23 protein-coding genes and 1 pseudogene are annotated in these 22,103 nt (G+C 35.0%); 7 read left to right on the top strand and 17 right to left on the bottom strand.

The window, feature by feature from the left end:
• Positions 1-26: 26 nt before the first annotated feature.
• The 3 genes from PSR14_RS16710 to PSR14_RS16720 form a co-directional block, all read right to left on the bottom strand.
• Complete coding sequence (locus PSR14_RS16710; protein WP_000312105.1) at positions 27-779, bottom strand: DnaD domain-containing protein; 753 nt, start codon at positions 777-779, stop codon at positions 27-29.
• Positions 780-1,069: 290 nt separating this feature from the next.
• Positions 1,070-2,845, bottom strand: coding sequence for an S-layer homology domain-containing protein (locus PSR14_RS16715; protein WP_073540983.1), 1,776 nt, complete (start codon positions 2,843-2,845; stop codon positions 1,070-1,072).
• A 526-nt stretch (positions 2,846-3,371) separates the two neighbouring features.
• Positions 3,372-3,830 (bottom strand): hypothetical protein, encoded by a 459-nt coding sequence (locus tag PSR14_RS16720; protein ID WP_000978300.1) that lies wholly within the window; start codon positions 3,828-3,830, stop codon positions 3,372-3,374.
• Positions 3,831-4,135: 305 nt separating this feature from the next.
• Here PSR14_RS16720 and PSR14_RS16725 point away from each other — a divergent pair, with 305 nt between their 5' ends.
• Complete coding sequence (locus tag PSR14_RS16725) at positions 4,136-4,843, top strand: DNA alkylation repair protein (protein ID WP_000346346.1); 708 nt, start codon at positions 4,136-4,138, stop codon at positions 4,841-4,843.
• A 99-nt stretch (positions 4,844-4,942) separates the two neighbouring features.
• Here the strand turns inward: PSR14_RS16725 and PSR14_RS16730 are convergent, their stop codons facing one another.
• Positions 4,943-5,275, bottom strand: a complete 333-nt coding sequence (locus PSR14_RS16730) for a DUF3895 domain-containing protein (RefSeq protein ID WP_001071911.1) — start codon at positions 5,273-5,275, stop codon at positions 4,943-4,945.
• A 380-nt stretch (positions 5,276-5,655) separates the two neighbouring features.
• On the opposite strand from PSR14_RS16730, the gene PSR14_RS16735 reads away from it, so the two are divergent.
• The gene (locus PSR14_RS16735) at positions 5,656-6,738 is read left to right on the top strand and encodes an S-layer homology domain-containing protein (protein WP_073540987.1); all 1,083 of its coding nucleotides are present in this window, start codon (positions 5,656-5,658) and stop codon (positions 6,736-6,738) included.
• A 179-nt stretch (positions 6,739-6,917) separates the two neighbouring features.
• Here the strand turns inward: PSR14_RS16735 and PSR14_RS16740 are convergent, their stop codons facing one another.
• The 4 genes from PSR14_RS16740 to PSR14_RS16755 form a co-directional block, all read right to left on the bottom strand.
• Positions 6,918-7,118 (bottom strand): NETI motif-containing protein, encoded by a 201-nt coding sequence (locus PSR14_RS16740; RefSeq protein ID WP_000166303.1) that lies wholly within the window; start codon positions 7,116-7,118, stop codon positions 6,918-6,920.
• The gene (locus PSR14_RS16745) at positions 7,102-8,298 is read right to left on the bottom strand and encodes an MFS transporter (protein ID WP_000027642.1); all 1,197 of its coding nucleotides are present in this window, start codon (positions 8,296-8,298) and stop codon (positions 7,102-7,104) included. The genes PSR14_RS16740 and PSR14_RS16745 overlap by 17 nt, the downstream gene beginning before the upstream one ends.
• Positions 8,299-8,412: 114 nt before the next feature.
• Positions 8,413-8,640, bottom strand: a complete 228-nt coding sequence (locus PSR14_RS16750) for a hypothetical protein (protein ID WP_000546480.1) — start codon at positions 8,638-8,640, stop codon at positions 8,413-8,415.
• Between the two features lie 60 nt (positions 8,641-8,700).
• Positions 8,701-9,618, bottom strand: coding sequence for an alpha/beta fold hydrolase (locus tag PSR14_RS16755; RefSeq protein WP_113732809.1), 918 nt, complete (start codon positions 9,616-9,618; stop codon positions 8,701-8,703).
• Positions 9,619-9,793: 175 nt separating this feature from the next.
• Between PSR14_RS16755 and PSR14_RS16760 the strand changes: the two genes are divergently transcribed.
• The 3 genes from PSR14_RS16760 (at position 9,794) to PSR14_RS16770 (ending at position 12,785) form a co-directional block, all read left to right on the top strand.
• A complete protein-coding gene (locus PSR14_RS16760) occupies positions 9,794-10,210 on the top strand; it encodes a MarR family winged helix-turn-helix transcriptional regulator (protein WP_000343680.1) in 417 nt (138 codons plus the stop codon).
• Between the two features lie 15 nt (positions 10,211-10,225).
• The gene (locus PSR14_RS16765; protein ID WP_406644036.1) at positions 10,226-11,425 is read left to right on the top strand and encodes an MFS transporter; all 1,200 of its coding nucleotides are present in this window, start codon (positions 10,226-10,228) and stop codon (positions 11,423-11,425) included.
• Positions 11,426-11,525: 100 nt separating this feature from the next.
• Positions 11,526-12,785 (top strand): serine hydrolase, encoded by a 1,260-nt coding sequence (locus PSR14_RS16770; protein ID WP_098487325.1) that lies wholly within the window; start codon positions 11,526-11,528, stop codon positions 12,783-12,785.
• A 420-nt stretch (positions 12,786-13,205) separates the two neighbouring features.
• On the opposite strand, the gene PSR14_RS16775 is transcribed toward PSR14_RS16770, so the two are convergent.
• Genes PSR14_RS16775 through PSR14_RS16785 form a run of 3 tightly spaced genes read right to left on the bottom strand, consistent with a single transcriptional unit; the run spans position 13,206 to position 15,132 of the window.
• The gene (locus PSR14_RS16775; protein ID WP_098487326.1) at positions 13,206-13,994 is read right to left on the bottom strand and encodes an ABC transporter permease subunit; all 789 of its coding nucleotides are present in this window, start codon (positions 13,992-13,994) and stop codon (positions 13,206-13,208) included.
• On the bottom strand, positions 13,991-14,896 hold the full coding sequence (locus tag PSR14_RS16780; protein ID WP_098487327.1) for an ABC transporter ATP-binding protein: 906 nt from the start codon (positions 14,894-14,896) through the stop codon (positions 13,991-13,993). The genes PSR14_RS16775 and PSR14_RS16780 overlap by 4 nt, the downstream gene beginning before the upstream one ends.
• Entirely contained in the window at positions 14,893-15,132 is a 240-nt protein-coding gene (locus PSR14_RS16785) for a PLD nuclease N-terminal domain-containing protein (RefSeq protein WP_001175969.1), read from the bottom strand. The genes PSR14_RS16780 and PSR14_RS16785 overlap by 4 nt, the downstream gene beginning before the upstream one ends.
• A 125-nt stretch (positions 15,133-15,257) precedes the next feature.
• Here PSR14_RS16785 and PSR14_RS16790 point away from each other — a divergent pair, with 125 nt between their 5' ends.
• Positions 15,258-15,800, top strand: a complete 543-nt coding sequence (locus PSR14_RS16790; protein ID WP_000066860.1) for a transcriptional regulator — start codon at positions 15,258-15,260, stop codon at positions 15,798-15,800.
• 161 nt (positions 15,801-15,961) lie between these two features.
• On the opposite strand, the gene PSR14_RS16795 is transcribed toward PSR14_RS16790, so the two are convergent.
• The 6 genes from PSR14_RS16795 to PSR14_RS16820 form a co-directional block, all read right to left on the bottom strand.
• Positions 15,962-16,381, bottom strand: a complete 420-nt coding sequence (locus PSR14_RS16795; protein WP_001080894.1) for a DUF5360 family protein — start codon at positions 16,379-16,381, stop codon at positions 15,962-15,964.
• Positions 16,378-16,740 carry a multidrug efflux SMR transporter gene (locus tag PSR14_RS16800; RefSeq protein ID WP_001198606.1) on the bottom strand — a complete coding sequence of 121 codons (363 nt, stop codon included), beginning with the start codon at positions 16,738-16,740 and terminating at the stop codon, positions 16,378-16,380. The genes PSR14_RS16795 and PSR14_RS16800 overlap by 4 nt, the downstream gene beginning before the upstream one ends.
• Before the next feature lie 14 nt (positions 16,741-16,754).
• The gene (locus tag PSR14_RS16805) at positions 16,755-17,312 is read right to left on the bottom strand and encodes a TetR/AcrR family transcriptional regulator (protein ID WP_000813654.1); all 558 of its coding nucleotides are present in this window, start codon (positions 17,310-17,312) and stop codon (positions 16,755-16,757) included.
• Positions 17,313-17,696: 384 nt separating this feature from the next.
• Positions 17,697-18,449 carry a DUF6998 domain-containing protein gene (locus tag PSR14_RS16810; RefSeq protein WP_000158219.1) on the bottom strand — a complete coding sequence of 251 codons (753 nt, stop codon included), beginning with the start codon at positions 18,447-18,449 and terminating at the stop codon, positions 17,697-17,699.
• 503 nt (positions 18,450-18,952) lie between these two features.
• Positions 18,953-20,359: an MFS transporter gene (locus PSR14_RS16815; RefSeq protein WP_000367359.1), complete on the bottom strand. Its 1,407-nt coding sequence runs from the start codon at positions 20,357-20,359 to the stop codon at positions 18,953-18,955.
• 506 nt (positions 20,360-20,865) lie between these two features.
• Positions 20,866-21,291, bottom strand: a complete 426-nt coding sequence (locus PSR14_RS16820) for a MarR family winged helix-turn-helix transcriptional regulator (RefSeq protein WP_000418191.1) — start codon at positions 21,289-21,291, stop codon at positions 20,866-20,868.
• A gap of 120 nt (positions 21,292-21,411) precedes the next feature.
• Here PSR14_RS16820 and PSR14_RS16825 point away from each other — a divergent pair.
• Positions 21,412-21,986: pseudogene (locus tag PSR14_RS16825) on the top strand (transposase); the annotation flags it as partial.
• Positions 21,987-22,103: the final 117 nt, after the last annotated feature.

A 22,103-nucleotide genomic window follows, 5' to 3' on the forward strand; every position in this document is an offset into this window, starting at 1 on the left:
TGTATTCTATATTAAATTAATGTAAATTAAAACACACTACTCAAAACACTTCTCCTTCTCTCTAAACTACCCATTACACACTTCTCTCCACCATATTCGATACACCAATTCCTCAAAATCCCCTTCACATAAGCAAACGTTCGCTTATTCTGTTCAAACGCAATTTTAAGTGCCTCTAGTACGGTATTTCCTGAAACTTTTCGTATCCACCCCTTCAATTCCTCCACAATATATGGAGATAGACTACTTATATTTTGTTCGTAAAATTTGTAAACTTCACTATGTTGAGTATCCTCTTCTACTTCCATATCTTCTATTTTTTCAACAACTTCTTGTAAACTACTAGTATCCTCTTCCTCTGGCATACCAAAATGTTGCAACAACAATGGAATCTTCCATTCTTCTTCCAGACATTTACGTAAAAACATATGTATGAATTCTTTATTTTTTACAGTCTTTAACTCACGTAACACACATTTTTCTACATTCGTATTTAAAATAGGGTTATAGTGTAACCAATTTAGTATGTATAACTCTTTCGTTTCCGCATCGTATAAAATTTTCCCATATGCAACAAACCTATTTAACAGCTTCTCAACAGTCTCCATACTGTAGCCTGTTTCCAGTTCTGCTAAACGTTTCGGTAATACGTAAATTCCACATTGCTTCGTTTTCGTACCAGTTAACAAATATATGTAAAAATAACGCTCCTCTGGCGTTAAATCTAATATGAATTCATCTTGCCAAAAGTTCACTTGCACATTACGGTACACCGCCATATGTTTACCTCCCCCTCGCACTTATAAAAAGGCAGATTTCAATCCTTCAATATACATATAGGAGTGAGGGATTGGTTTTTGCAGTTGAATTCCAAATTTTTTTAACTACTACAACGACGGTTTTATTTTTTCGCGCTTTTTTGTTCTTGTAGTTGTTTTTGTTTTGTTTTTTCTTAGTGATTTATTACTTGGTAGGTGCTTATAAGGGGCTTGCAAGGGGCTTAATAAGGGCTTATATAAAAAGGAGCTGTTCCAAATTCTCATTTTGGATAGCTCCTTTATCATTCTTTCTATTTTTGACTTGCATCTAACATCTTTACTAAAAAGGCAGCTGCTTCACCACGGGTTGCTGTCCCTTTCGGATTAAACACATTATTTCCAACACCTGTAACTACCTTTAAACTGTATAATCGTTGAACATGTTGTTTGTATGTGATTAGATGTTGATCTGTAAATGGTAATGCGACTAGTTTACCTGTAACACCTTTATACTGTAATGCGTTGTCAATCATGATCGATGCTTCTTCACGAGTGATAGATGCGGTAGGATCAAAAATCCCGCCGCCACGACCGTTAATAATTCCTGCACTTGCACTACGTTTAATGCCGCTATGAAGTGATGGATGCGCTTTGTTAATATCTACAAATGACTTATTTCCTTCTGGTAGCTTTAGAGCATTTGAGATTAATGTTGCAAACTCAGCTCTCGTAACATTACGATAAGGCGCAAATACACCATTTCCTTCACCGTTCATAATTCCTAGGCTATTCAACTTACGAATGTTCCCTTCAAACCATCCACCTGTAATATCATCTTTTGGTTTTTGTACTTCTTTATGTGGTATATTATAGTTTATTTTAATCCAACTTGGGTTATAGAAAATCCACTCATCGTTACCTACTTTATACCAACCATTTTTAACTGCTAACACTTTGTAACGATCTCCGTTTGAAGCTTTACGAACGATATGATGTTCAAGTCCCGAACCACTACGTACGTTTATACCATCACCATTCACTACAAGCTCCATATTAGGTTCAGCTGGATTATATTCATTTGAATCAAATAGCTCATTTCTTTCTTGTAAAGGCGAATCAATTTGTGCGTTAACATTTGCATACCATTGAATCCCTTGTACGAAGCCAGTCCAATTCCCACGAGAAATTAAAATATCAGGACAGTTTTTCCCGCTCCATTGTTGATGCCTATAAATGTGGTCCGCACTAATACCTTCTTTGTTCATTAAATAACCTGCAAGTCTCTTTGCATTCTCTAGCGCTTTATTGTAATCTCCATCTTGGTTAACCGCAATCTCGATACCGATTGATTCTCTATTTCCGGAACCATCGCCATCTCCTGCATGCCAACCGTTTTCATTTGTTGGTAAGTGTTGATAAATTTGTTTATCGTCTACAGTAAAATGCCATGAAGCTGTTCGGAACGTACCTTCCGTTGCTTGTTTATACAAATATTTAGCATGATTTTCAGCATTTGCACCACGGGCAGTGTTTGCAGTCTCGTGAATTGTAATGTAGCGTGCTTTCATCGGATTTGCAGGGCGAATATCAGGATTTCCTGCTGGAACAATCCACTCTACAAACGGGACACCTGCAAGTGTTCCATATTTCTTCGTAGTCATCGATGCGCTATACTGAATAGCTCTTCGCTTTTCAACCGGCTTCATTTCGCGAGTAGAACCATCATTTCGACCGTCTACATGTTCAAATGCCTTTTCAATATTTGAAATGGCTTCATCTTCTGCTACTTCACCTTTTTTCGCTTCTTTCATTTTATGTAACTCTTCTGTTTCATCATGTTTATGCTTATATTCTTCTAGAAGAATTTCCTCGTTCTCTGATACTTCTGCTTCATTAATTTGCATGTGATCTGGAGTTTCTAGATTGAAATCAGAATAACGTAATCCGCTCGTTCCACGCTCCCCTTGTGCAATACGAAGCTGGTCAGTATGAGATTTATTTATCTCTTCTGCTGATATTGATAAAGGTGCACTCCCTAACATTACTAGACTTGTTGCTAGTGCGATTACTCGTTTTTTTATATTCATTGCTGTAATCGATACCTACACTATCCGTGTAAATATCTCAACCTCCCTTTATTTTCTCATTCGTAAAAGACTATGAATCTACTATGTATGAAAATATGTTTATTCCACCTTTTCATTTTATCCCCAGAAGGCGAATTATATTTTCTAGAAAATCCCTTAACAGACATTATTTTATAACCAATTGCTATTGCCGTCAAAAGAACTTGTCCCCTTTTGCACACTACTACTTCTCAAAAAATAGATTAGGATACCTTTTACTGTTTTGCTTCAACAAGAAGGATGTTTATAATTTTTCATAACTATCAAGTCTCTATTAAATAAATGCTGTTTCCTTATACTTTTCTCTTTGAAAATATTAACATTTTTACATTCTTGCGATAATATAGATGTAACCTTTTACATTGAAATGAGTTTTATTTGGAAAGACAACTTACAAAAAAGATAATTAATAAAGTCGATTTCTTATCTCCATAAGAAATCGACTTTATTAATAGTAAATTTAAATATTTTTTCATTTTAGCTTCTATTACAAATTCCCTTTAACATTTTCGACAATCTCGTTTATCGTATTTCGATCAAACTTATCACTAATTTCGTATGGCTCACGATCTCCTACTAATTGTACACCTACAATATCATTGCGGTCCTTACCATATTGCACTTCAATAATCGATCCACGCTCTATTTGCTTCCAAACAAGACCTGCTTCATCTTTATTATCTAACACAATACAGTCCTCAATATTTTCGTCAATCCCAATTAACTTGTTATCATCCATATATCCAACCTCGTATTGTTGACGTTCTTTCGCTTTTCCGCTTACTACTATACCTTTGCTTCCATATGAGTAATCCGTATAATCCTTTTTCTCCGATTGTATCGCTTTCGGCTCTTTTGCTTCAGTTTTTTCAGTATTTTCACAACCCATAATCATACTAATTGGCATCACTGCAGTTAATACTATTCTCGTAAATGTCTTCATCATTTATAACCAACCTCACATGTTTAACTTTACATTCCATTTATCCCCTTACCAAATAATAACATGATAATACCGAGAAAGAGTCAAAGTTAAAGTGAAATTTTAATCATTAGTTTTTTTTTTGCTAAAACTCTATGTAAAAAGCTAAATTTTCAAAATCACTAACTGAATTATCAACAAATGATAGAAAGTAGACATCCTACTCACATAAGATTTAAAATTAGGAAGTATGGAAAACATGATAAAAAATATAGGTTAGTTGTTCGCAATTAAAATGGTTTTTACATGAAGAAAGGAAGTGCACAGCTTTGGATTTTAAAACAGTTATGCAAGAGCTTGAAGCTCTAGGCAAGGAACGAACGAAAAAAATATACATATCTAACGGTGCGCAGGAACCAGTTTTCGGCGTAGCTACAGGTGCTATGAAACCAATCGCAAAAAAAGTAAAAATAAACCAAGAGTTAGCAGAAGAACTTTATGCCACAGGCAACTACGATGCTATGTATTTTGCAGGCATTATTGCGGACCCGAAAGCTATGAGGGAGTCTGATTTTGATCGATGGATAGACGGAGCGTATTTTTATATGTTGTCTGATTATGTGGTGGCAGTTACTTTATCCGAATCAAATATCGCTCAAGAAGTTGCTGATAAATGGATTGCAAGTGGTGAAGAGCTTAAAATGTCTGCAGGCTGGAGTTGCTACTGCTGGCTTTTAGGAAATCGCAAAGACGATGAGTTTTCTGAAAGCAAACTTTCCGATATGCTTGAAATGGTGAAAAAGACAATCCATGATTCGCCAGAACGAACTAAATCCGCTATGAATAATTTTCTAAACACTGTAGCAATTTCCTATGTACCACTACACGAAAAAGCAGTCGAGATTGCAAAAGAAGTTGGTATAGTTGAAATAAAACGTGATAATAAAAAAAGTAGTTTGCTAAATGCTGCAGAGAGTATTCAGAAAGAACTTGATAGAGGAAGACTTGGTTTCAAACGTAAATATGTAAGATGTTAAAAAAGAAAAAGGTGGTAGCAATCTTTCGTGATTGATACCACCTTTTTCTTTGACTACTGAACTCTCTTCTTAGAAAACATTCGTTTGCTTCTGGACAACTTATATGTTAGAAGCTTCTTCATTCAATTTATAAACTCTATCTCTTTTCTCATCGTCTTTAATAAAAATAAGCTTTCCTTCTTTAACAAATCCTTCTAATAGTAAGCATACTTCTCCATATGCTTTCGGCTTATTCGTTGTGAATCTTTCATCTGATATTTTTCCAGCTCGTATTAATTGTTCACACAGCTCAAGTGCACTTATTTCTTCAGAATCCATTAATTCCAATATATCTCTTTGCAATGGTGATAAAGGTACTGGTATTTCAGCTACCTCCACCTTTTCTTTCGCGTTTTCTTCTTCAAATAAATCTTCAAATGAAATTTGATTCATTACTTCTTTTCCTTTCTAACGATTGATTTGTATAAAGCGTAGTTATTGTTATGTAGTACGTACCTTAATACATACATGTCAAACTCATGTACATCGTTTCATATAGTATATTTCGATTATACCAAATATACGTTCTGTTTTCTATCGTAGAATGGAAAACAGAACATTTTACTGTATGTATCATCATTAAATAACGCTGAATATCAATTATCCACATTTTTGGTTATATTATCAAAATTCCATCCACATTACGGAAATAAATGACAAATAATTATAACTTACATGTTACAATTACGATGCATGCATTTAGTTGTATTAAATGCATGCATCGTAATGAGTATATTTAATAAAGTTAAATGAAACCGGGGAGGCTTGCGCAAATGGGGAAGAAAACAAGCAAAGCTAAAAATTTTTTCGGATTCGTAATCACTGCAGCACTAGTAACTACAACGATGGTAGGCACAGCTAATGCACAAACAACTACGAATAGCTATAAGGTAGCTAGTAATACGAACACTGTATTTACAGATGTACCAAAGGACCACTGGTCAAAAGATGCTATTGATTACTTAGCAGCAGCAGGGATTTATAAGGGGTATGGAAATGGGAAATTTGGTTTTGGCGACAATGTTACTAGAGGACAGGTAGCTTCTTTAGTCAATCGACATTTAGGTTTAAAAGTAGACGATAAACAAGGAAATATGTTTAGTGATATTGCAAATCATATGTTTGAAAAAGATATTAAAGCCATTGCGCAAGCTGGAATTATGACAGGTGATGGAACAGGTACATTTCGTCCAGATGATGTATTAACTCGATATGAGATGGCAGTAATATTACAAAAAGCATTTCATTTAGAATCAAAAGAACAAGGAAAATTTAAAGACGTATCAAAAGGTCATTGGGCTTATGAAGCTGTAAATACACTGCGTAGTAACCGTATAGCACAAGGTGACGAGTCAGGTAATTTTAACGGAAACACATTTGTGAAGCGTGAGCAGTATGCACAATTTTTCTATAATGCAATAGCAAAAAACAGAAATTATAATTTCAACATCAATTCAAAAGAAGAACTGAAACAAATGTTAACAACCGCTTTACAGAATGGAACGTTTGGTCCATTTACATTAAATTCATTGCGTAAAGATATATCTGAAGTAAAAAAAGAATATGGAGTGCCTGATGTTTTGAAAAAAGCACCATGTACAGAATGTGATGCACCTAATATAGCGGTATACGGCGATTATAATATTGATATGTACCCTTGGGACGCTAGATATATATGGGTGAAAATGGATATTTCTATCGATGAATTAAAAGAGTGGTTTGGTGAGCCCGATTTAATCGGAGAGGATATGACTAGCGAAGGCTTTATATATAATCGAGGAAGCTATTCTCTTTATTTCAGCTTCTCTGATGGTTATATTCAACGCGCTGAAATATCTAAACGTGAAGATCGTTAATAAGTTACAAACAAGAAAAAGATCCTTCCATTTACTTTTACATGCAGTTAATCCCTCTCCATACTACCTTTACAAATGAAGATCATTTAGCCTAGTCTTTCATTGGTCAGTATAAAAAAATCCACCCAACTCAAATGAATTGGATGGCTCTATACTATAAAGAGAATTTGCTATTTGTATTACTTCAATTTTCCCTCAAAAACAATCTTTCTACCGCACGGTTCTACTACTGTTTTGCCGTCTTTCTTCACCTCATGAAAGATTGGCTCTTCCATGCGGCGAGACGGTGCATAGCCTTCTTGTTCCATACGTGCTAAGCAGTCTGTAATTGTTTCGTTTTCAAGTACTTCAAATTTCTTTTTATTAGGTTGTTTTGTCATGCCCTAACCTACTTTCTATTTTTCTTGATGCGAATTGATTCTTCATGTAGATCATATATAACATTGCGAGAATTCCTATTATAATCATAACCGCAATAAAAAAGCTTGTATACTGTATTTTTTCTATAAATACGCCTCCTAATACAGGACCCAGTATACTTCCTAAACTAAAGGCAATTCCAGATAATATATTACCTGCTGGCAATAAGTGTCTCGGTAATAAATCTGTCATAAATCCAAGTCCTAACGAGAAGCACGATCCAATGACCATACCCGCTAACAACATGCAGGCAAAGACGATCCAGTAATATTGATCAAATACGGCTGCAAGCAAGAAAATGCCCGTACTTATGCAGAACGTCCACGTTAAAATACGATCCCTTCCGTATTTGTCACTTAATATACCGAGCGGAATTTGTGTAATAATGCCCCCAACTGCAAATGCTGGTAATAAGAAGGATACTTCTGAAACGGACCATCCTTTTCGAAGCGCGTATACTGGTAAGTTACTGTTTAACATTGCTTCCAGTACGCCATATGCAAGTGGTCCCAGCAGTGCAATCCATCCTAATCCAACAACTTGTTTATAACGAGAAAATGATGATTCACTCTTCACTTCTCTTTCATCTTGCGCCGGGAATGCATTTTTTGTTGGTAATAATAACAGCCAACCTATTAGACAAAGTATAGTAGATATAATAAATGGCGTTGCAAGACCGTACTGAACTGTGCTTGCTAAATACGGACCGACGGCAAAACCAATTCCGAAAAATACACCGTATATCGATACTTGTCTACCTATTTTACTCGGATCCGATGTTGTCGTAATCCATGTTTGTGTTCCGACATGTAGCATATGATCTCCCACGCCAACTAGAAATCTAAGGATAAACCATACCCAAAACGAAAATGTTTGTGTAAAAAAGAATAATGAAATAATAACGAGAAACCCACCAATCACGATAATTGGCTTCATTCCAAACTTTTGCATTGGTTTTTCAAGAAACGGTGAGATCACTAATATCCCAATGTATAGTGCTGTCGCATGAATACCGTTAATACTTGAACTAACCCCTTCTTGTTCAAAAATCATTGCAATGGCCGGTAAAAGCATTCCTTGTGACAAACCCGAGATTGCTACAATCCCAACCATAATCCAAAAAGTAAAACGTATCGACATTCCCTTTCCCTCTCCTTCTCACGCTTTCCACTTCTCATTATAAACTGTTTCTGCAAATGCGTGTACGAATATTCGCAATAAAAAAGAAGCTAAAAGAATGAATCTTTTAGCTTCTTATCCTTCCCAAACTTGTGCTTTCACATTGTTATGGAATTGCTTGAAATACGGATGTTTATAAAAAGCAGTTTCATACAAATAATGATGCGAATGAACAATTGGTGGCTGTTGTATTTGTAACGGAACTACAACTGGTGAAACTTGCATATACAGCGGAGCTATCATCATTTTTGTATACACATGATGATTATATGGAGAATGCGCAATGAAGAACGGATGATGCATGGATAATCTCCCCTTTTACTTACAATGTTATAGTATATGCAATACCTTTCATTTCGGGGATTATTTCTGTTCTAACCAATCCTCTACATGCTTTATAAATACATCTAAACAATCAATAAACGGCGAATGACCGCAATCTTCTAATACCTTCAACTCTGCATTTGGCAAATGTTTTGCTAACTCCTCACCGACTACTTGTGGTACGACATAATCTCTGTCACCTTGTATGACGAGTGTTGGCGCTTTAATATGATGAATTTGCTTACTTCCCTCTACAACCCCATTATGTTCATCTGAAATATTAAATGTAATGAGCGCATAATTCACATCTACGAAATTACGTTGCGTTAACATATCGTCTAAATACTTTTCATAACGGTCTGGTTCAGGTTGATTATGTGTATATATTAATAAATTCCATACTGTACGGTAATATAATTTATTCATATTTTTTATCGCATCTAACACTGGTGCAATCTGTACGGGATCTTGTGCAATTTCTTCTTTCGTCTTTACTAAGCTTGATACGATTGGTTGCCCGTTTATATCCTTTTTAAAAATCGGATACCCTTTCATGCCCACTGATTCTACTAAAATTAACTTTTCTACAAAAGTTGGGTGACTCGCTGTAAATTGCATTGCAACACCACCGCCCATTGACCAGCCCATTAATGAAAATTTCTTTAGTTTTAACCCGTCGATAAATAATTTTACATCTTCTGCAAAGTCTTGTATTGAATCTATCGCTTTATTATACGTTGATTGACCAAATCCCCTTAAATCGAGAGCGTAAATATGGTATTGATCTTGCAGCTTTTCAATAACTAAATCAAAGTGTTGTGACGATGTCATGTTCCCGTGAATAAGTACAAGAATATCTGTATTTTGCCTTCCAACTTCCTGATACGCAATCGTTTCTCCGTTCGATAGTGAAACAAACTTCATTGTTGCAGGCTTAATCATCACAAGTTCCCCCATTCTATTTAAATAGAAAGAAAATTCTTTACTTACTTAAAGAATAGCACGTAGAATATACGTTCGCAACATAAAACCTATAAGAATTTTTTACATAAATCAACATGTCTATTACTAGACAATTATAATAAAAAAGTATATAGTTAGCTAGGTAACTAATTTGAAAGGATCAACATACATGGACGAAAAACAACATTTTTTTCACATTGTCAGCCAGACTTCTCGCAAGTTTACGAAGAAATTTAATGAACGCGTATCTCCCACTGGGTTATTTAGTGCGCAATGGGCTGTAATTTTCCGTATTAATCAAACTGGTTCTTGTACGCAAACAGAATTATGTCAGTATTTAAATGTTGAATCACCAACGATGACTCGTACGTTAACACGTATGGAAACGATGGGATGGATTATTCGTACTGAAGGAAAAGATCGCCGTGAGAAGCTCATTTCTTTATCAGAAACAGCGATAAAAATGATTCCGGTATGGCAAGAAGAAGTTGATACTTTTGAAGAAAAGACGCTAGAAGGTATTAACGAAGATGATTTACATCAAGCATTTCAAGTGTTACAACAAATTATTAAAAACTTAGATTAACTTGGAGGGATGACCATGCAAAGTGAGAAACTTTGGACGAAGGATTTCCTCGGAACTTGTTTTAGTAGTCTATTTCTCTTCTTAACATTTTATATGCTTATGACTACTTTACCCGTCTATGTAATAGACGGCCTAAAAGGAAAACCTGAGGAAATTGGTTTAGTTGCAACTGTTTTTCTTATTTCATCTGTTTTATGTCGACCATTCACAGGAAAATGGCTCGATGATTTAGGAAGAAAGAAAATATTATTTATTTCACTTTCACTATTTTTAGCCGCTACCGTTATGTATTTCGGTGCACAAAGTTTATTTTTATTACTAGCCCTTCGCTTCTTACATGGTATTGGGTTCGGTATGGCAACAACTGCAACTGGTACGATTGTCACAGATGTTGCGCCAGCTCATAGACGAGGCGAAGCACTTGCCTATTTCGGCGTATTTATGAGTCTGCCGATGGTAATTGGTCCTTTTTTAGGTTTAACAATTATTTCTCATTTTTCGTTTACTGTATTATTTATCGTTTGTTCCGTATTTTCATTACTTGCATTTTTATTAGGACTACTTGTCAATATTCCGCATGAAGCACCTGTAAGCAAACAAAAACGAGAAAAAATGAAATGGAAAGACTTACTTGAACCATCTTCTATTCCAATCGCTCTTACAGGATTTGTTTTAGCCTTTTCTTATAGTGGTATTTTATCCTTTATTCCTATTTATGCAAAAGAGCTCGGTTTAGCTGATATTGCAAGTTACTTCTTTATTTTATATGTACTTGTTGTTGTCATTTCTCGTCCATTTACAGGTAAGATTTTTGATCGCTTCGGTGAAAACGTACTTGTTTATCCAGCTATTATTATTTTCACAATTGGGATGTTCATTTTAAGCCAAGCACAAACTTCATTTTGGTTCCTTGGCGCAGGTATGTTAATCGGTTTAGGTTATGGAACATTAATTCCTAGCTTCCAAACGATTGCGATTTCTGCTGCTCCAAACCATCGACGTGGTTCTGCGACAGCTACGTACTTCTCATTCTTTGATAGTGGTATTGGCTTTGGTTCTTTCATTTTAGGTATCGTCGCAGCGAAATCAAGCTATCATAATATGTATTTTATCGCAGCTATTATCGTTGCGTTCACTTTACTTTTATACTATGGATTACACGGGCGAAAACAAAAATTCAAGAAACAACGTACAGACGGACAAATATCCGCTTAACGTAAATAAGGAAAGTAAACTTCCCCGTTTACTTTCCTTATTTTGTATTTCTTTCAATAGACGCGTATACTAATAGTAGAAATAAAAAGGAGGGACCGATATGAAACTAAAAAAATCTCCCCTACTCTTACTCATAATCACATTCATATTTGTAATTACAGGGCTCGGTTTTACATACTTCAAACACAATAAAACAATTCCATCGAAAAATAACGTGACGAAAAAAAATTGGCTAGATGATCCCTACTTACGTTGGTCGTATACACATATGAAAGAATTCACTTTAATTAACGAGGTGAAAAATAACCCGGATCACGTTTTTCACTTCTCTACCGCATTGCAAAACTTAGACGATTTTGCTGTAGAGCGTAGATTTGGAAATACAACTCCTCTAAAAAAACTTTTAGATGATAACAAAACAGATGCGTTTGTCGTTGTACACAATGGACAACTTGTTTATGAACGATATTTCAATGGATATAACGAGAGCGAACCGCATGGTATGGCGTCATTAGCAAAGGTATTTACCGGAGCAATAATACAATCTCTCGCTGAAGAAAACCGTATTGATTTAGAAAAAACAGCTGACACATATATAAAAGAATTAAAAAATACACCGTTCGGAAAAGCAACACTGCAGCAATTAATGGACATGCAAGTTTCTGTGGAATACCCCACTCACGGCTATGAACACCCAGCGTTAGAAAATCAAGATGCACAACTATACTTGGCAAGCAATATTTTACCTCGAGGTAAAAATTACGATGGTCCCATGAAAATTTATGATATGTTACAAGAAGCAGAAGAAACTGCACCGCCTGGTTCCGATTTTTCTTACGATAACGGATCAGCAGAAACACTCGCTTGGATTATTCGAACGATCACTGGTAAATCATTAGCTGAAAACGTTAGTGAGCGCATATGGTCTCAAATTGGTATGGAAGAAAACGCGTATTACGTAACAGATGAAACAAAAGTTGAACAAGCAAGCGCTGGTTTAAATGCAACTGCTAGGGATATGGCGAGATTCGGACAATTATTATTAAATAACGGGGAATATAACGGAAAACAAAATCTCCCTTCTTCTATTACTGAAGATATAAAAAATGTTCAAGAAGGTGAACTTGCAGTTGGCCCTGGAGCTTCCATTTCTTATCATAATCAATGGTGGATTCCGCACAATGAACAAGGTGCTTTTGAAGTGTTAGGTAGTTACGGACAAACACTTTACATCGATCCGAAAGCGAATATGGTAATTGTCCACTTCTCTTCTAACGCTACGCCAAGTAATGAAATCCACTCCGTTTACTCTAATATGTATATTGATATTGCACATCATTTAGAGAAGCTTCCACAGTAGTGGAAGCAGGAGTTTAAACCTTACATGTATGACTATTTAATTGAACACACAATCTGTTGTGTTGAAACATAAATATATCTAAAAAAGGAGCTCTCTTCATAAAGAGAGCTCCTTTTTTTATTTCTTCTTCTTTTCTGTCGGTTGACTTTGTTTAGCGAAATTAGATGAATCATCGAAATTTGGTTGCTTTTTACCAGCATTATTACTTCTACCTTTTCCCATATGTAATACACCTCCCCTCCTCCTTACTATTCCCAATAAAAAAATCCTCTTGCATCCAGAATTTTTTTATTGTCCCTTATTCATATGGCACTACTGTTCTCGTAGTACTTCCAACACTTTCAGTTAGAGAAACTTCCACAGTAGTGGAAGCTTTTTCTTGTTGGGGTGTTTTACTTAAAACCATTACCCTCATAACGGTTATTCATCATTAAATTTTTTATTAGCAATCCAATAATACGTTACGAAGAGTGTCAATAAGATCCAAACTATAGTTAGTACTCCTGTAATTATTGCGTTTGAATGTACGCCCCCCGTAACTAACGTTTCCATTGCATACTTACTCATACTTGCTGGATTAAGCAAATCCATTATTGGATTCAAACCGACGATTACTCTACAGGCTAAAAGGAAAACAATTGAAATTAATGCAATCATACCTTGACTGTGAAAAATAGTACTTATCATTGTTGTGAAAGATACGATAAAAAGAGTCCAAATTAGATACAATAGTAATCCAGTAATTAGGTGCGCAAATGGAACGGCAGTAAAAAGAGAATTTACATATAGATAAGAAGTAACGTATCCAATTGTTACACTACAAACTACCATTAAATAGTTGGCCACTATTTTCCCACCTACATATGAAGTAACAGTAACGGGTCTTGTTAAAATAAAAGCCAACATACCATTGGCTTTATCTGTTTGAATAGTACCCATCATAGATATCACTAGAATCATAAGTCCGAGCTGATCAAACTGGGATCCCAAAGTACTTGCTAATACTTCGCCTCCTTTTTGTGTTGCCATATTTGGATCAATGATAATTCCCTGCCCTCCACCTAATGCTTCTAGAATTGATGGTAAATAATGAGTTACTATCGGTTGTGTCGCGCCTAAAAATATAAAAACAATTGGTAGCCAAATGATCTTAAAATCACGTAACATTTGAACATATTCTTTTTTTATCAATACCATTGTGTTATTCATTTTTGCACCACCAATTTCAAAAAAATTTCTTCTAAAGTATCGTTGCTCATTTCAAATTTAACGATGTTCACTTTATGTTCGAGTGCATTTTGCAGTAACATATTTTTATTTATTTCAATACTTTCAACCTTTACTTTGATTTTAAGCCCAACCACTTCTACGTCCTTCACATACGGTAATTTTTTTACAACTTCAATCCACTTTTGATCTTTAGTTGTTATTTCAATAATCAATTTATTTTTACTATTACGGTGTAAAAGTTCGGTAATCGTTGTGTCTTCTATTTTTGTTCCATCTTTTATAATGACAAATCGTTCACAGATTTCTTCTGCATCGCTTAAGATGTGGGTTGATAATAAAATGGTTGTATCTTTTTTTATTTCTTCAATCAGATTCAATACTTCTCGCCGGCCGATTGGATCTAATGCGGATACCGGTTCATCCATGACAATAAGCGAAGGTTTATGCAATAATGCTTGTACAATACCAAGTCGTTGTTTCATTCCACCAGAAAATGTACTAACCTTTTCGTTTTCTTCCCCTTTTAGTCCAACTTTCTCTAAAATTTCTGGAATTGACTTTGACAATTCTACTTTATTCAATCCCGAAAGTTGGCCCATAAACATAAGCGTTTCTCTCGCTGTCATCCAATGAAAAAAATTAGGATATTGAGGTAGATAACCAATTTCACTTTTCATTTTTGATATTTTTATCCCATTCAATAAAACTTCACCAGCAGTTGGATTAGTAATATCCGAAATTACTTTTATTAATGTAGATTTTCCTGCTCCGTTTGGTCCAATTAATCCGACGCATTCCCCCGCTTGCAGTTCCATCGAGAAATTATTGACAGCAGTTTTTCCTTTAAATGATTTTGTTACATTTTTAATCTCTAGTTTCATAATTTCTCACTGTCCTTTCTCCCTATAACGAAGTAGAAAATAGGTCCCAATACATTAACGAAAAGAATAATGAACGTCCATACAAGTACATTTTTTCTTGTTTTTCTATGTCGGTATAAATCAATGAATGCAATAAAAACTAAAAGTGCCCCCACTGCAATAACTGGCAATATAATAGGTAGAAAAGTCATAATATCAATGTCTTTAAGATCATTCAATCCATAATGTAGTTGCATTATTGTCATTCCTCCCTAAATTCATTCTCATTATTGATAATGATAAATCATAAACGAATGAATTGCAAACATTATTCTCATTATTTATAATGAGAATAAAAATATATGATAAATAAGGTGAGCGAATGAGTAATAAAGTTGAAATTTTAATGCATCCGGTAAGAATGAAAATTTGCCAAGTGTTAATGAGAAATAAGGAAAATGGGCTAACACCATTAGAAATGGTAAAAATCATTAAAAATGTACCACAAGCCACACTATATAGACAGCTACAAACTATGGTTGATTCTGGTATCGTCCATGTAATTAAAGAAAAAAAGGTAAAATCTGTTTCTGAAAAATATTACGCAATCAATGAAGAAGATGCAAAAATTGAAGGAAGTGAGTGGAAAAAATTATCTAATGATGAAAAGTTAAACTACATTTCCTATTATCAGTTATCACTTATGACACAATATCAAAGTTACCTTAAGAAATTAGAGGAACAAAACAGTCAAGAAGATACTGCTACTTTTTCTGTAGTGGAATTAAAGCTAGATGAAGAACGCTTTGGAAAATTTCAAAGCGAACTTAACGAATTAATGATTAAATACTACAATAGCCAAAATAAAGATGAAATAGAGGCTCCGGTTCGGACCATCGCTATTACAATTATTCCAGAAACGTGAACTCACTCAACATACATAATACAAGCCGATGATTCCTTACCGTAGGAATCATCGGCTATCTTCATTTTGACTTTTGCTGTATGGCTGGCGAAAAAAACGGATCTAGAAACTGAAATGTTTTAAAATCTAGAATTCGAATGTGCTTAAAGTTGCTATCTATATTACATGAATTCTTTTCTCGTGTTAATCTCATACGATCCACACTCTCTCCAAAAACTTTTAAAAAAGAAGCATGGGTAAACTAACAAATATAAATTAGGGATCCACCAAGACATATCAAAATCTAAACGAATTGTCCAAAATGCTAGAGCTTGTAACCCTGAGCAAAAAGTTAAAATTAATGATAGAAATGCAAAGTGGCTCCAAGTATGTTTTTGTTTAGAATGCAAATACAAACTTAAAAATCCCGTTAACGAGATTAACAAATCTAGAGGCAGGAAAGACCAATTCCACGCTACTAAAATAGGATCTTCATAATCTTTAAACAAATATTCTTGCGGAATCATATGAAAAATTGTTATGAGCCAATATATAACAAACCCAAAATCAGTAATAAAGAAAAAATACTTTAATCGATTCAATGTATACGTTCCTCCACCATTTCTTTTTTCTTCGCTTCATGTGCCGTACTATTAAAATTTAATATTACGACTCCAACTAAAATAAAAAGAATTGCTAGTATCTTAATTATATTGATACTTTCTCCAAAATAAATAAAACCAATTGTTGTAATCGTTACAATTCCCATACCTGACCACACCGCATATGCTACGGACATTTCCATCCCTTTTAATGCAAATGACAGAAATGCAAAACTTACTACATAAAATACAAAAATAAGAATGCTTGGTACAAGTTTCGTTAATCCATCAGATAGTTTCATTGCAGTTGTACCTGCTACCTCAAATAAAATTGCTAAGCATAAATAAATCCACTGCACTACTCTCCCACCTTCTATTTCGAATTAGAAATGCCATATAGTAACATGTCCATAATCGATTCAAGCATACTTCCCAATGTATAATCACTCTTTTCAATAAACATAGGATCATATATGCGATTCAGTGCCCCTAAATACACTTCAATAAAAAACGGAATTTGAATTTTTCTTATGCTACCTTCTCTCATTCCCTCTTCTATTAAACCAATTACAGTAGACCAGCCTTCACGTAAAAACTCATCTAATTTTAACCATTGGTAATAATGATGTTTTTTTAGTTCTACTAATAAACGTGCATCCATGAATGTAAATTGTTGTGGAATGCAAATTAAGATGAGTCTTATTTTTTCAACTATTTGTAACGTATCATCTTCAGCGATATTTTTTTCCTTTTCTTGAATACTTTCTATTACATTACGAATAACTTCATCTACTATTTCATCTTTTGAAGAAAAGTGCTCATAGATTGTCCTCTTACTGACAGCTAATTGTTTTGCTAAATCACTAATTGTAAATGTAAACCCCTTCGTTTGAATTTGATGAATGGTTTCTGTTACTATTCTTTGTTTCATAATCCGCCCCCTAAACCTTTGGTACCAATTTAGTTTTTTTGGTACCATTTCATTTTACAATATTTAACACAATGTATACAACTAACATTTCAAATTTTCTAAATTTTATCTCAAAACAGATAAACATGAGAGCAATGAGGAACATTCCTGCATATTCAACAATCAAGTGAATGTATAGAACCACACTGATGCATGAAGCCTTAAAAAAGTTACATGCAGCTCTATAAGAATATGTTAGTATATGTTCTTTTTTAGCTTGATGGGGCTGGATAGAAAATATTAGTCACTGCGCACTAATATTTTTTATTTCATATGATTCCTATAACAATTACAAAGCTGAATAATCATCGTTGGAGCTGCTTACTTCTGCAAAAAAAGACACCCTTATACGAGTGTCTTTTCTACTCTCTTTAAAGAATGTATATCAACCTCATAAGTATTCCCATATGGTCTAAGTGATGGAATCTCTTCCTTTGGCCCATAAAATATTACTTTCAAATCATCATCTTTATACTGAACTACGAAGAAGTCATCGAATTGGTCAAATGTATTTTGATTGATTGTGATAAACCCTTTTTCTTGGGCAGTTGTTTTAACACTTATTCTTCTTCCATCTTTAATGACATCATATCCATGCTGATTCGTCACTTTGGATAGCTCACCATTCGTGTAAAGGACACAAAAAAATTCACCTAGACGTCCTATAAGATGTCTTAATTCAGTCGCCTTACAACCAAGAATATTCATTTCAAATCTTAACATTTCAAAGTATTTTTCATATAACTTTTTAATTTGTGAGATTCCTATTTGATCCTTATCCTTATAGAAAAGAAGTTTCCCAGTATCCCACTCACCTACAACAGATTCAAACTCTGCCCCTTTAGGCTTGTGAAAAACTAATCCAGTATAAGGATAATTTTCACCTACATATCTATAAGTTTTTTTGTTTATATATATAAACAGATTTTTATTAACATCTCTTCCTTTGTTATAACGGTTATAACAATAATCAGCAGGATTCATACTCCCCGGTTTCGTATTAAATTTTGTTGTTAATCTGTCCTTTATCTCTGCAGATGTTACAATATCGCCTATTTTTTCTTGAAGTGCCTCTATAAATTGCTCATAAATAGTCAATGTAATCCTCTCCTCGTGTTTCTAAATCGTTTTAGACATAGTAAAGCTTTCACTCTATCATTTGGCCTAATTGTAGAATAATATATCTAGAGTTCCTTATAAATTTATATAATCTTCTATATAGATTTTACATTTAATTACTTAAATTTCATAGGCTGTTGGTAGTAGCGTCACATGCCTATCAAGCTAAAAAATGGTATCCAAAAAAAACGCTATTCTTTTTGTAGAAATATACAGAAAGGATGGCGTTTTTATATGAATCTATTGATTCAAGATGAGTTTCATTTATTCGCTAAAGAGAACTAAAACGATACCTATATCCACATGTTCTTCAACGCCTCGCACAGAAGACAAGATTGTATGTGATGGTATCCCAGTCCTAACCCATTAGAATTATTAGAAACTGGATTAATTTTTTAAACTTCAAGTCTATTTTTTAAAGCACCTAAGCCGAAGCGCCAAACCTTAATATTATGCATTTCTATTTCTGGTCTCATCGAACATCATTTCGATATGGATAAATCGTCCTCAGAGGCTAATTTCTCCTTATTTATACGAAAGGATATCGACAAACTCAGAATGACGAAAAACAATTGAAGGGACAAAGCCAATAGAATTCCCGTTAACAATCCAAAATTTAGCGATTGGCTAACGGCAATGAAAGCACCGCCAATTCCTATACTTAGACCTGGACTGAATGCGTCTGTAAATTGAAGGCTGGCAGATATCTCTCCTTCTTCCCCTGCATTCGCATGCTGCAATGCAATAGCTCCGGTGGTTGGATGTGCTAACCCTATACCAAATCCGATGAAAATTTGCGAAATCACTGCAAATATGATTCCCCCTCCTGGCCAACCTACAGCTAGCATAACAGCGGCAACACCAATGACCATAAAACAAATACCAGCCGTTACCCGTTTGTTTCGACCTGTCCCGTGGTCTTTGGCATCAAGCTTCGACTGAATCCAAGCTGCCATTGACCAACTTAATGCACCCGCGGCTACAATTAACCCAGCCAAATCTGCGGGCATTTTTTTCACTTCTGTCAATGCTAGGACAACATAACTTTCGGTGGCAGTATAACAAGCTACAAACAAACCTCTTGACGCAATAGTCGCAGGCAAACCTTTCCTTGCACTAAAAGTACCTCCAGGCAGCAACTTTCGCAAAGGTTGAATCATGAAAAACACCCCCACCACTGAAAGCGCCATACCCTTCCAATCAGTTATAGAACCAAGGCCCATCATCAATAAGCCCGTTCCAATGGTCAGCACCACCGCATATCCTTCTTTCCGGATATTTTTAGAAGTTTCTTTTTCCTTCACCGAAAATTTGCGATAAGCGGGAAGCGTCAGTACTACAGCCAAACCAATAAAAGGAAGCACCAGCCAAAAAACAACTCTCCAGGAGAAAAACTCAGCTAAAAGTCCAGCGATATAGGGTCCAATTAAGGCAGGTAAAATATAAGCACTTGAAAACACGGCAAGTATTTTCGTTCTCAGCTTATCGGGATAACCTAAAGTAATGCTATAATATACGCACGTAATGATTGCTCCTGCTCCAAACCCCTGAAACACTCTCCCTACGATTAGCATAACCATGTTCACGGAGGTAGCCGCAATAACAATGCCAATCACGAAAAATAGGATTGAAGCTACAAACGATGTAAAAACGCCGTTTTTGTTAATTCGCTGACCTATAATCATGGTTCCGACGATTTGTGCCAAAAGAAAAGAACTGAATATCCAGCCATACAAATGAAGGGCATGCAAATTTTGCGCTAATTTTGGAGCAATAGTGGTAATCGCCAGTCCTTCAAATGCCACGGTAGTCACAGCAAGTATGATTCCTATGGTCAGAGCTCTATACTTAGCGTCAAAAATCCCGATACTTTTATCTAACATATCCATCCTGTATCCTCCTCATTATCATTGTCATAGCAATACTTGACACGACAAGTATTTAATCTATTAATATATTTTCTATAAAAAATCAAAGAAATAGTAGTCTTGATTATAATGGTCGCAGCAACTATATATCCCATCTATTAACACTTACTAGTCCGACTCATCGATTCTATAAAGTTCCTTTTAAAACACCTTAATATAACGACACCGAAATCATGGTGCAAGCCTTTGAATTCGATTAATTTTTCCGATTTTTAATCAGAGTGAGAAAAACACTCAAATGAGGGGAACCGTTTACTTTCATCTACCTTCAGAATAAATTCTAATCGCGGTATCCAATTATTTTTCTCTCCCTCAATGAGATGTTCAATCACTTCACGGACATTATAGGTTTCTTCAACTTCATTGCCACTCTCGGATAAAAAATACTCCAATGTTTGTGGTGTGCGCTCCAGTACCTCCCCCCCTTCTTTTAAGATTGAAATGCATTCATTTACTCTTCTCTCTGATTATAAATCCTTTACATTGTTATACATTACAGAAAGAATTCTCCTAAATGTTTCTACTTCCTCTTCAGACAAACCCTTGATGGTGTTCTTATACGCCTCTATGGATGGAGAAAGAATTTCATCTTTACTTTCGCGGCCTTTAGGAGTCAAATATACACGTAAAGACCTTCGATCCGTTTCATGGACTACACGATAAATAAATTCTTTCTTCTCCAGTTTGAAAAGCATTCGTGCAACGTTTGTCTGATCCTTGTGCAGTCTTTCAGCAAGCTCTTTTTGGGTAATCCCTTCTTTTTCCCAAAGAACGACCAATATTTCCCACTGATCCACCGTAATATCAAAAGGATTCACCACTTTTTGATAATAGTTATTCAGCTTAAGAGCCGCACGCTGTACATTAACACCCATATATTTTTCTAATTCCATGGTCGGCCCCCTTTATAATAGACATGACTATAGTTGCTACGATTATTATATTCGCGTCTCTTTCCATTGTCAATTTTCCAAAATAAGGTATAGTCACATTGCTATCAGCCTAAAATAAATTTGTATCCATTGCCTGATCAATTCGCCACTGACTATCAAGGTTCAGGCGGATATAGTAATAAGGCAGGCATGAAAATTCAATTGGAATATGATTTACTTAGTGGTTAATTCCTTAACATGCAGCTTGGCCAGGAAAGAATCATGATAAAACATACGGTACTATCTATCTTGAAACCGTAGAAGCAGGCGATTTGTGTTCACGCGATCTTGGTTACTTCGATGTAAGAGATTTACAAACCATTCATGATAAAAAGGCTTACTATATCTCACGGTTGAAGTTGAATACTCGCATTTATATCAAGAACTCTGCTCCACAATACTTCAATAATGATACGTTAAAAACGCAAACAGAATACATCTAGCTTGATATGACACAAATGATGTCTGGTCTAATCCCCGGTGAAACATTGGAAATCACCGAGGCATATATTGGTCAAAAGCAGAAATTTCCAACACGTGTCATGATCCATCGTTTAACAGATGATCAAACACAAACACGTCTGAAAAACCAAACAATACGTGAAAAGAAGAAAGGCATTGTCATAAAGGATAAAAGTAAACATTTAATGGGCATGTGACAGTCCCTCTATTAGAGTAAAATATAAATTGGGTAGGAACCACAGATATATTTTAGAAACGCCAATCACTTTCACCTAAGTAAAAAAGCGCCCTATAAACAGGGCGCTTTGCTC

It is taken from the genome of Bacillus sp. A01H (genome assembly GCF_045277205.1).
Classification (GTDB): Bacteria; Bacillota; Bacilli; order Bacillales; family Bacillaceae_G; genus Bacillus_A; species Bacillus_A paranthracis.

Excerpts from the sequence above, each read along its gene's own strand:
- PSR14_RS16745 (WP_000027642.1), bottom strand. The coding sequence starts at position 8,298 with ATGTCGATACGTTTTACTTTTTGGATTATGGTTGGGATTGTAGCAATC.
- PSR14_RS16815 (WP_000367359.1), bottom strand. The coding sequence starts at position 20,359 with ATGGATATGTTAGATAAAAGTATCGGGATTTTTGACGCTAAGTATAGA.
- PSR14_RS16750 (WP_000546480.1), bottom strand. The coding sequence starts at position 8,640 with ATGCATCATCCGTTCTTCATTGCGCATTCTCCATATAATCATCATGTG.
- PSR14_RS16785 (WP_001175969.1), bottom strand. The coding sequence starts at position 15,132 with ATGCAACTACATTATGGATTGAATGATCTTAAAGACATTGATATTATG.
- PSR14_RS16720 (WP_000978300.1), bottom strand. The coding sequence starts at position 3,830 with ATGATGAAGACATTTACGAGAATAGTATTAACTGCAGTGATGCCAATT.
- PSR14_RS16765 (WP_406644036.1), top strand. The coding sequence starts at position 10,226 with ATGCAAAGTGAGAAACTTTGGACGAAGGATTTCCTCGGAACTTGTTTT.
- PSR14_RS16820 (WP_000418191.1), bottom strand. The coding sequence starts at position 21,291 with ATGGAATTAGAAAAATATATGGGTGTTAATGTACAGCGTGCGGCTCTT.
- PSR14_RS16780 (WP_098487327.1), bottom strand. The coding sequence starts at position 14,896 with ATGAAACTAGAGATTAAAAATGTAACAAAATCATTTAAAGGAAAAACT.
- PSR14_RS16790 (WP_000066860.1), top strand. The coding sequence starts at position 15,258 with ATGAGTAATAAAGTTGAAATTTTAATGCATCCGGTAAGAATGAAAATT.
- PSR14_RS16770 (WP_098487325.1), top strand. The coding sequence starts at position 11,526 with ATGAAACTAAAAAAATCTCCCCTACTCTTACTCATAATCACATTCATA.
- PSR14_RS16740 (WP_000166303.1), bottom strand. The coding sequence starts at position 7,118 with ATGACAAAACAACCTAATAAAAAGAAATTTGAAGTACTTGAAAACGAA.
- PSR14_RS16710 (WP_000312105.1), bottom strand. The coding sequence starts at position 779 with ATGGCGGTGTACCGTAATGTGCAAGTGAACTTTTGGCAAGATGAATTC.
- PSR14_RS16715 (WP_073540983.1), bottom strand. The coding sequence starts at position 2,845 with ATGAATATAAAAAAACGAGTAATCGCACTAGCAACAAGTCTAGTAATG.
- PSR14_RS16805 (WP_000813654.1), bottom strand. The coding sequence starts at position 17,312 with ATGAAACAAAGAATAGTAACAGAAACCATTCATCAAATTCAAACGAAG.
- PSR14_RS16735 (WP_073540987.1), top strand. The coding sequence starts at position 5,656 with ATGGGGAAGAAAACAAGCAAAGCTAAAAATTTTTTCGGATTCGTAATC.
- PSR14_RS16755 (WP_113732809.1), bottom strand. The coding sequence starts at position 9,618 with ATGGGGGAACTTGTGATGATTAAGCCTGCAACAATGAAGTTTGTTTCA.
- PSR14_RS16760 (WP_000343680.1), top strand. The coding sequence starts at position 9,794 with ATGGACGAAAAACAACATTTTTTTCACATTGTCAGCCAGACTTCTCGC.
- PSR14_RS16775 (WP_098487326.1), bottom strand. The coding sequence starts at position 13,994 with ATGAATAACACAATGGTATTGATAAAAAAAGAATATGTTCAAATGTTA.
- PSR14_RS16730 (WP_001071911.1), bottom strand. The coding sequence starts at position 5,275 with ATGAATCAAATTTCATTTGAAGATTTATTTGAAGAAGAAAACGCGAAA.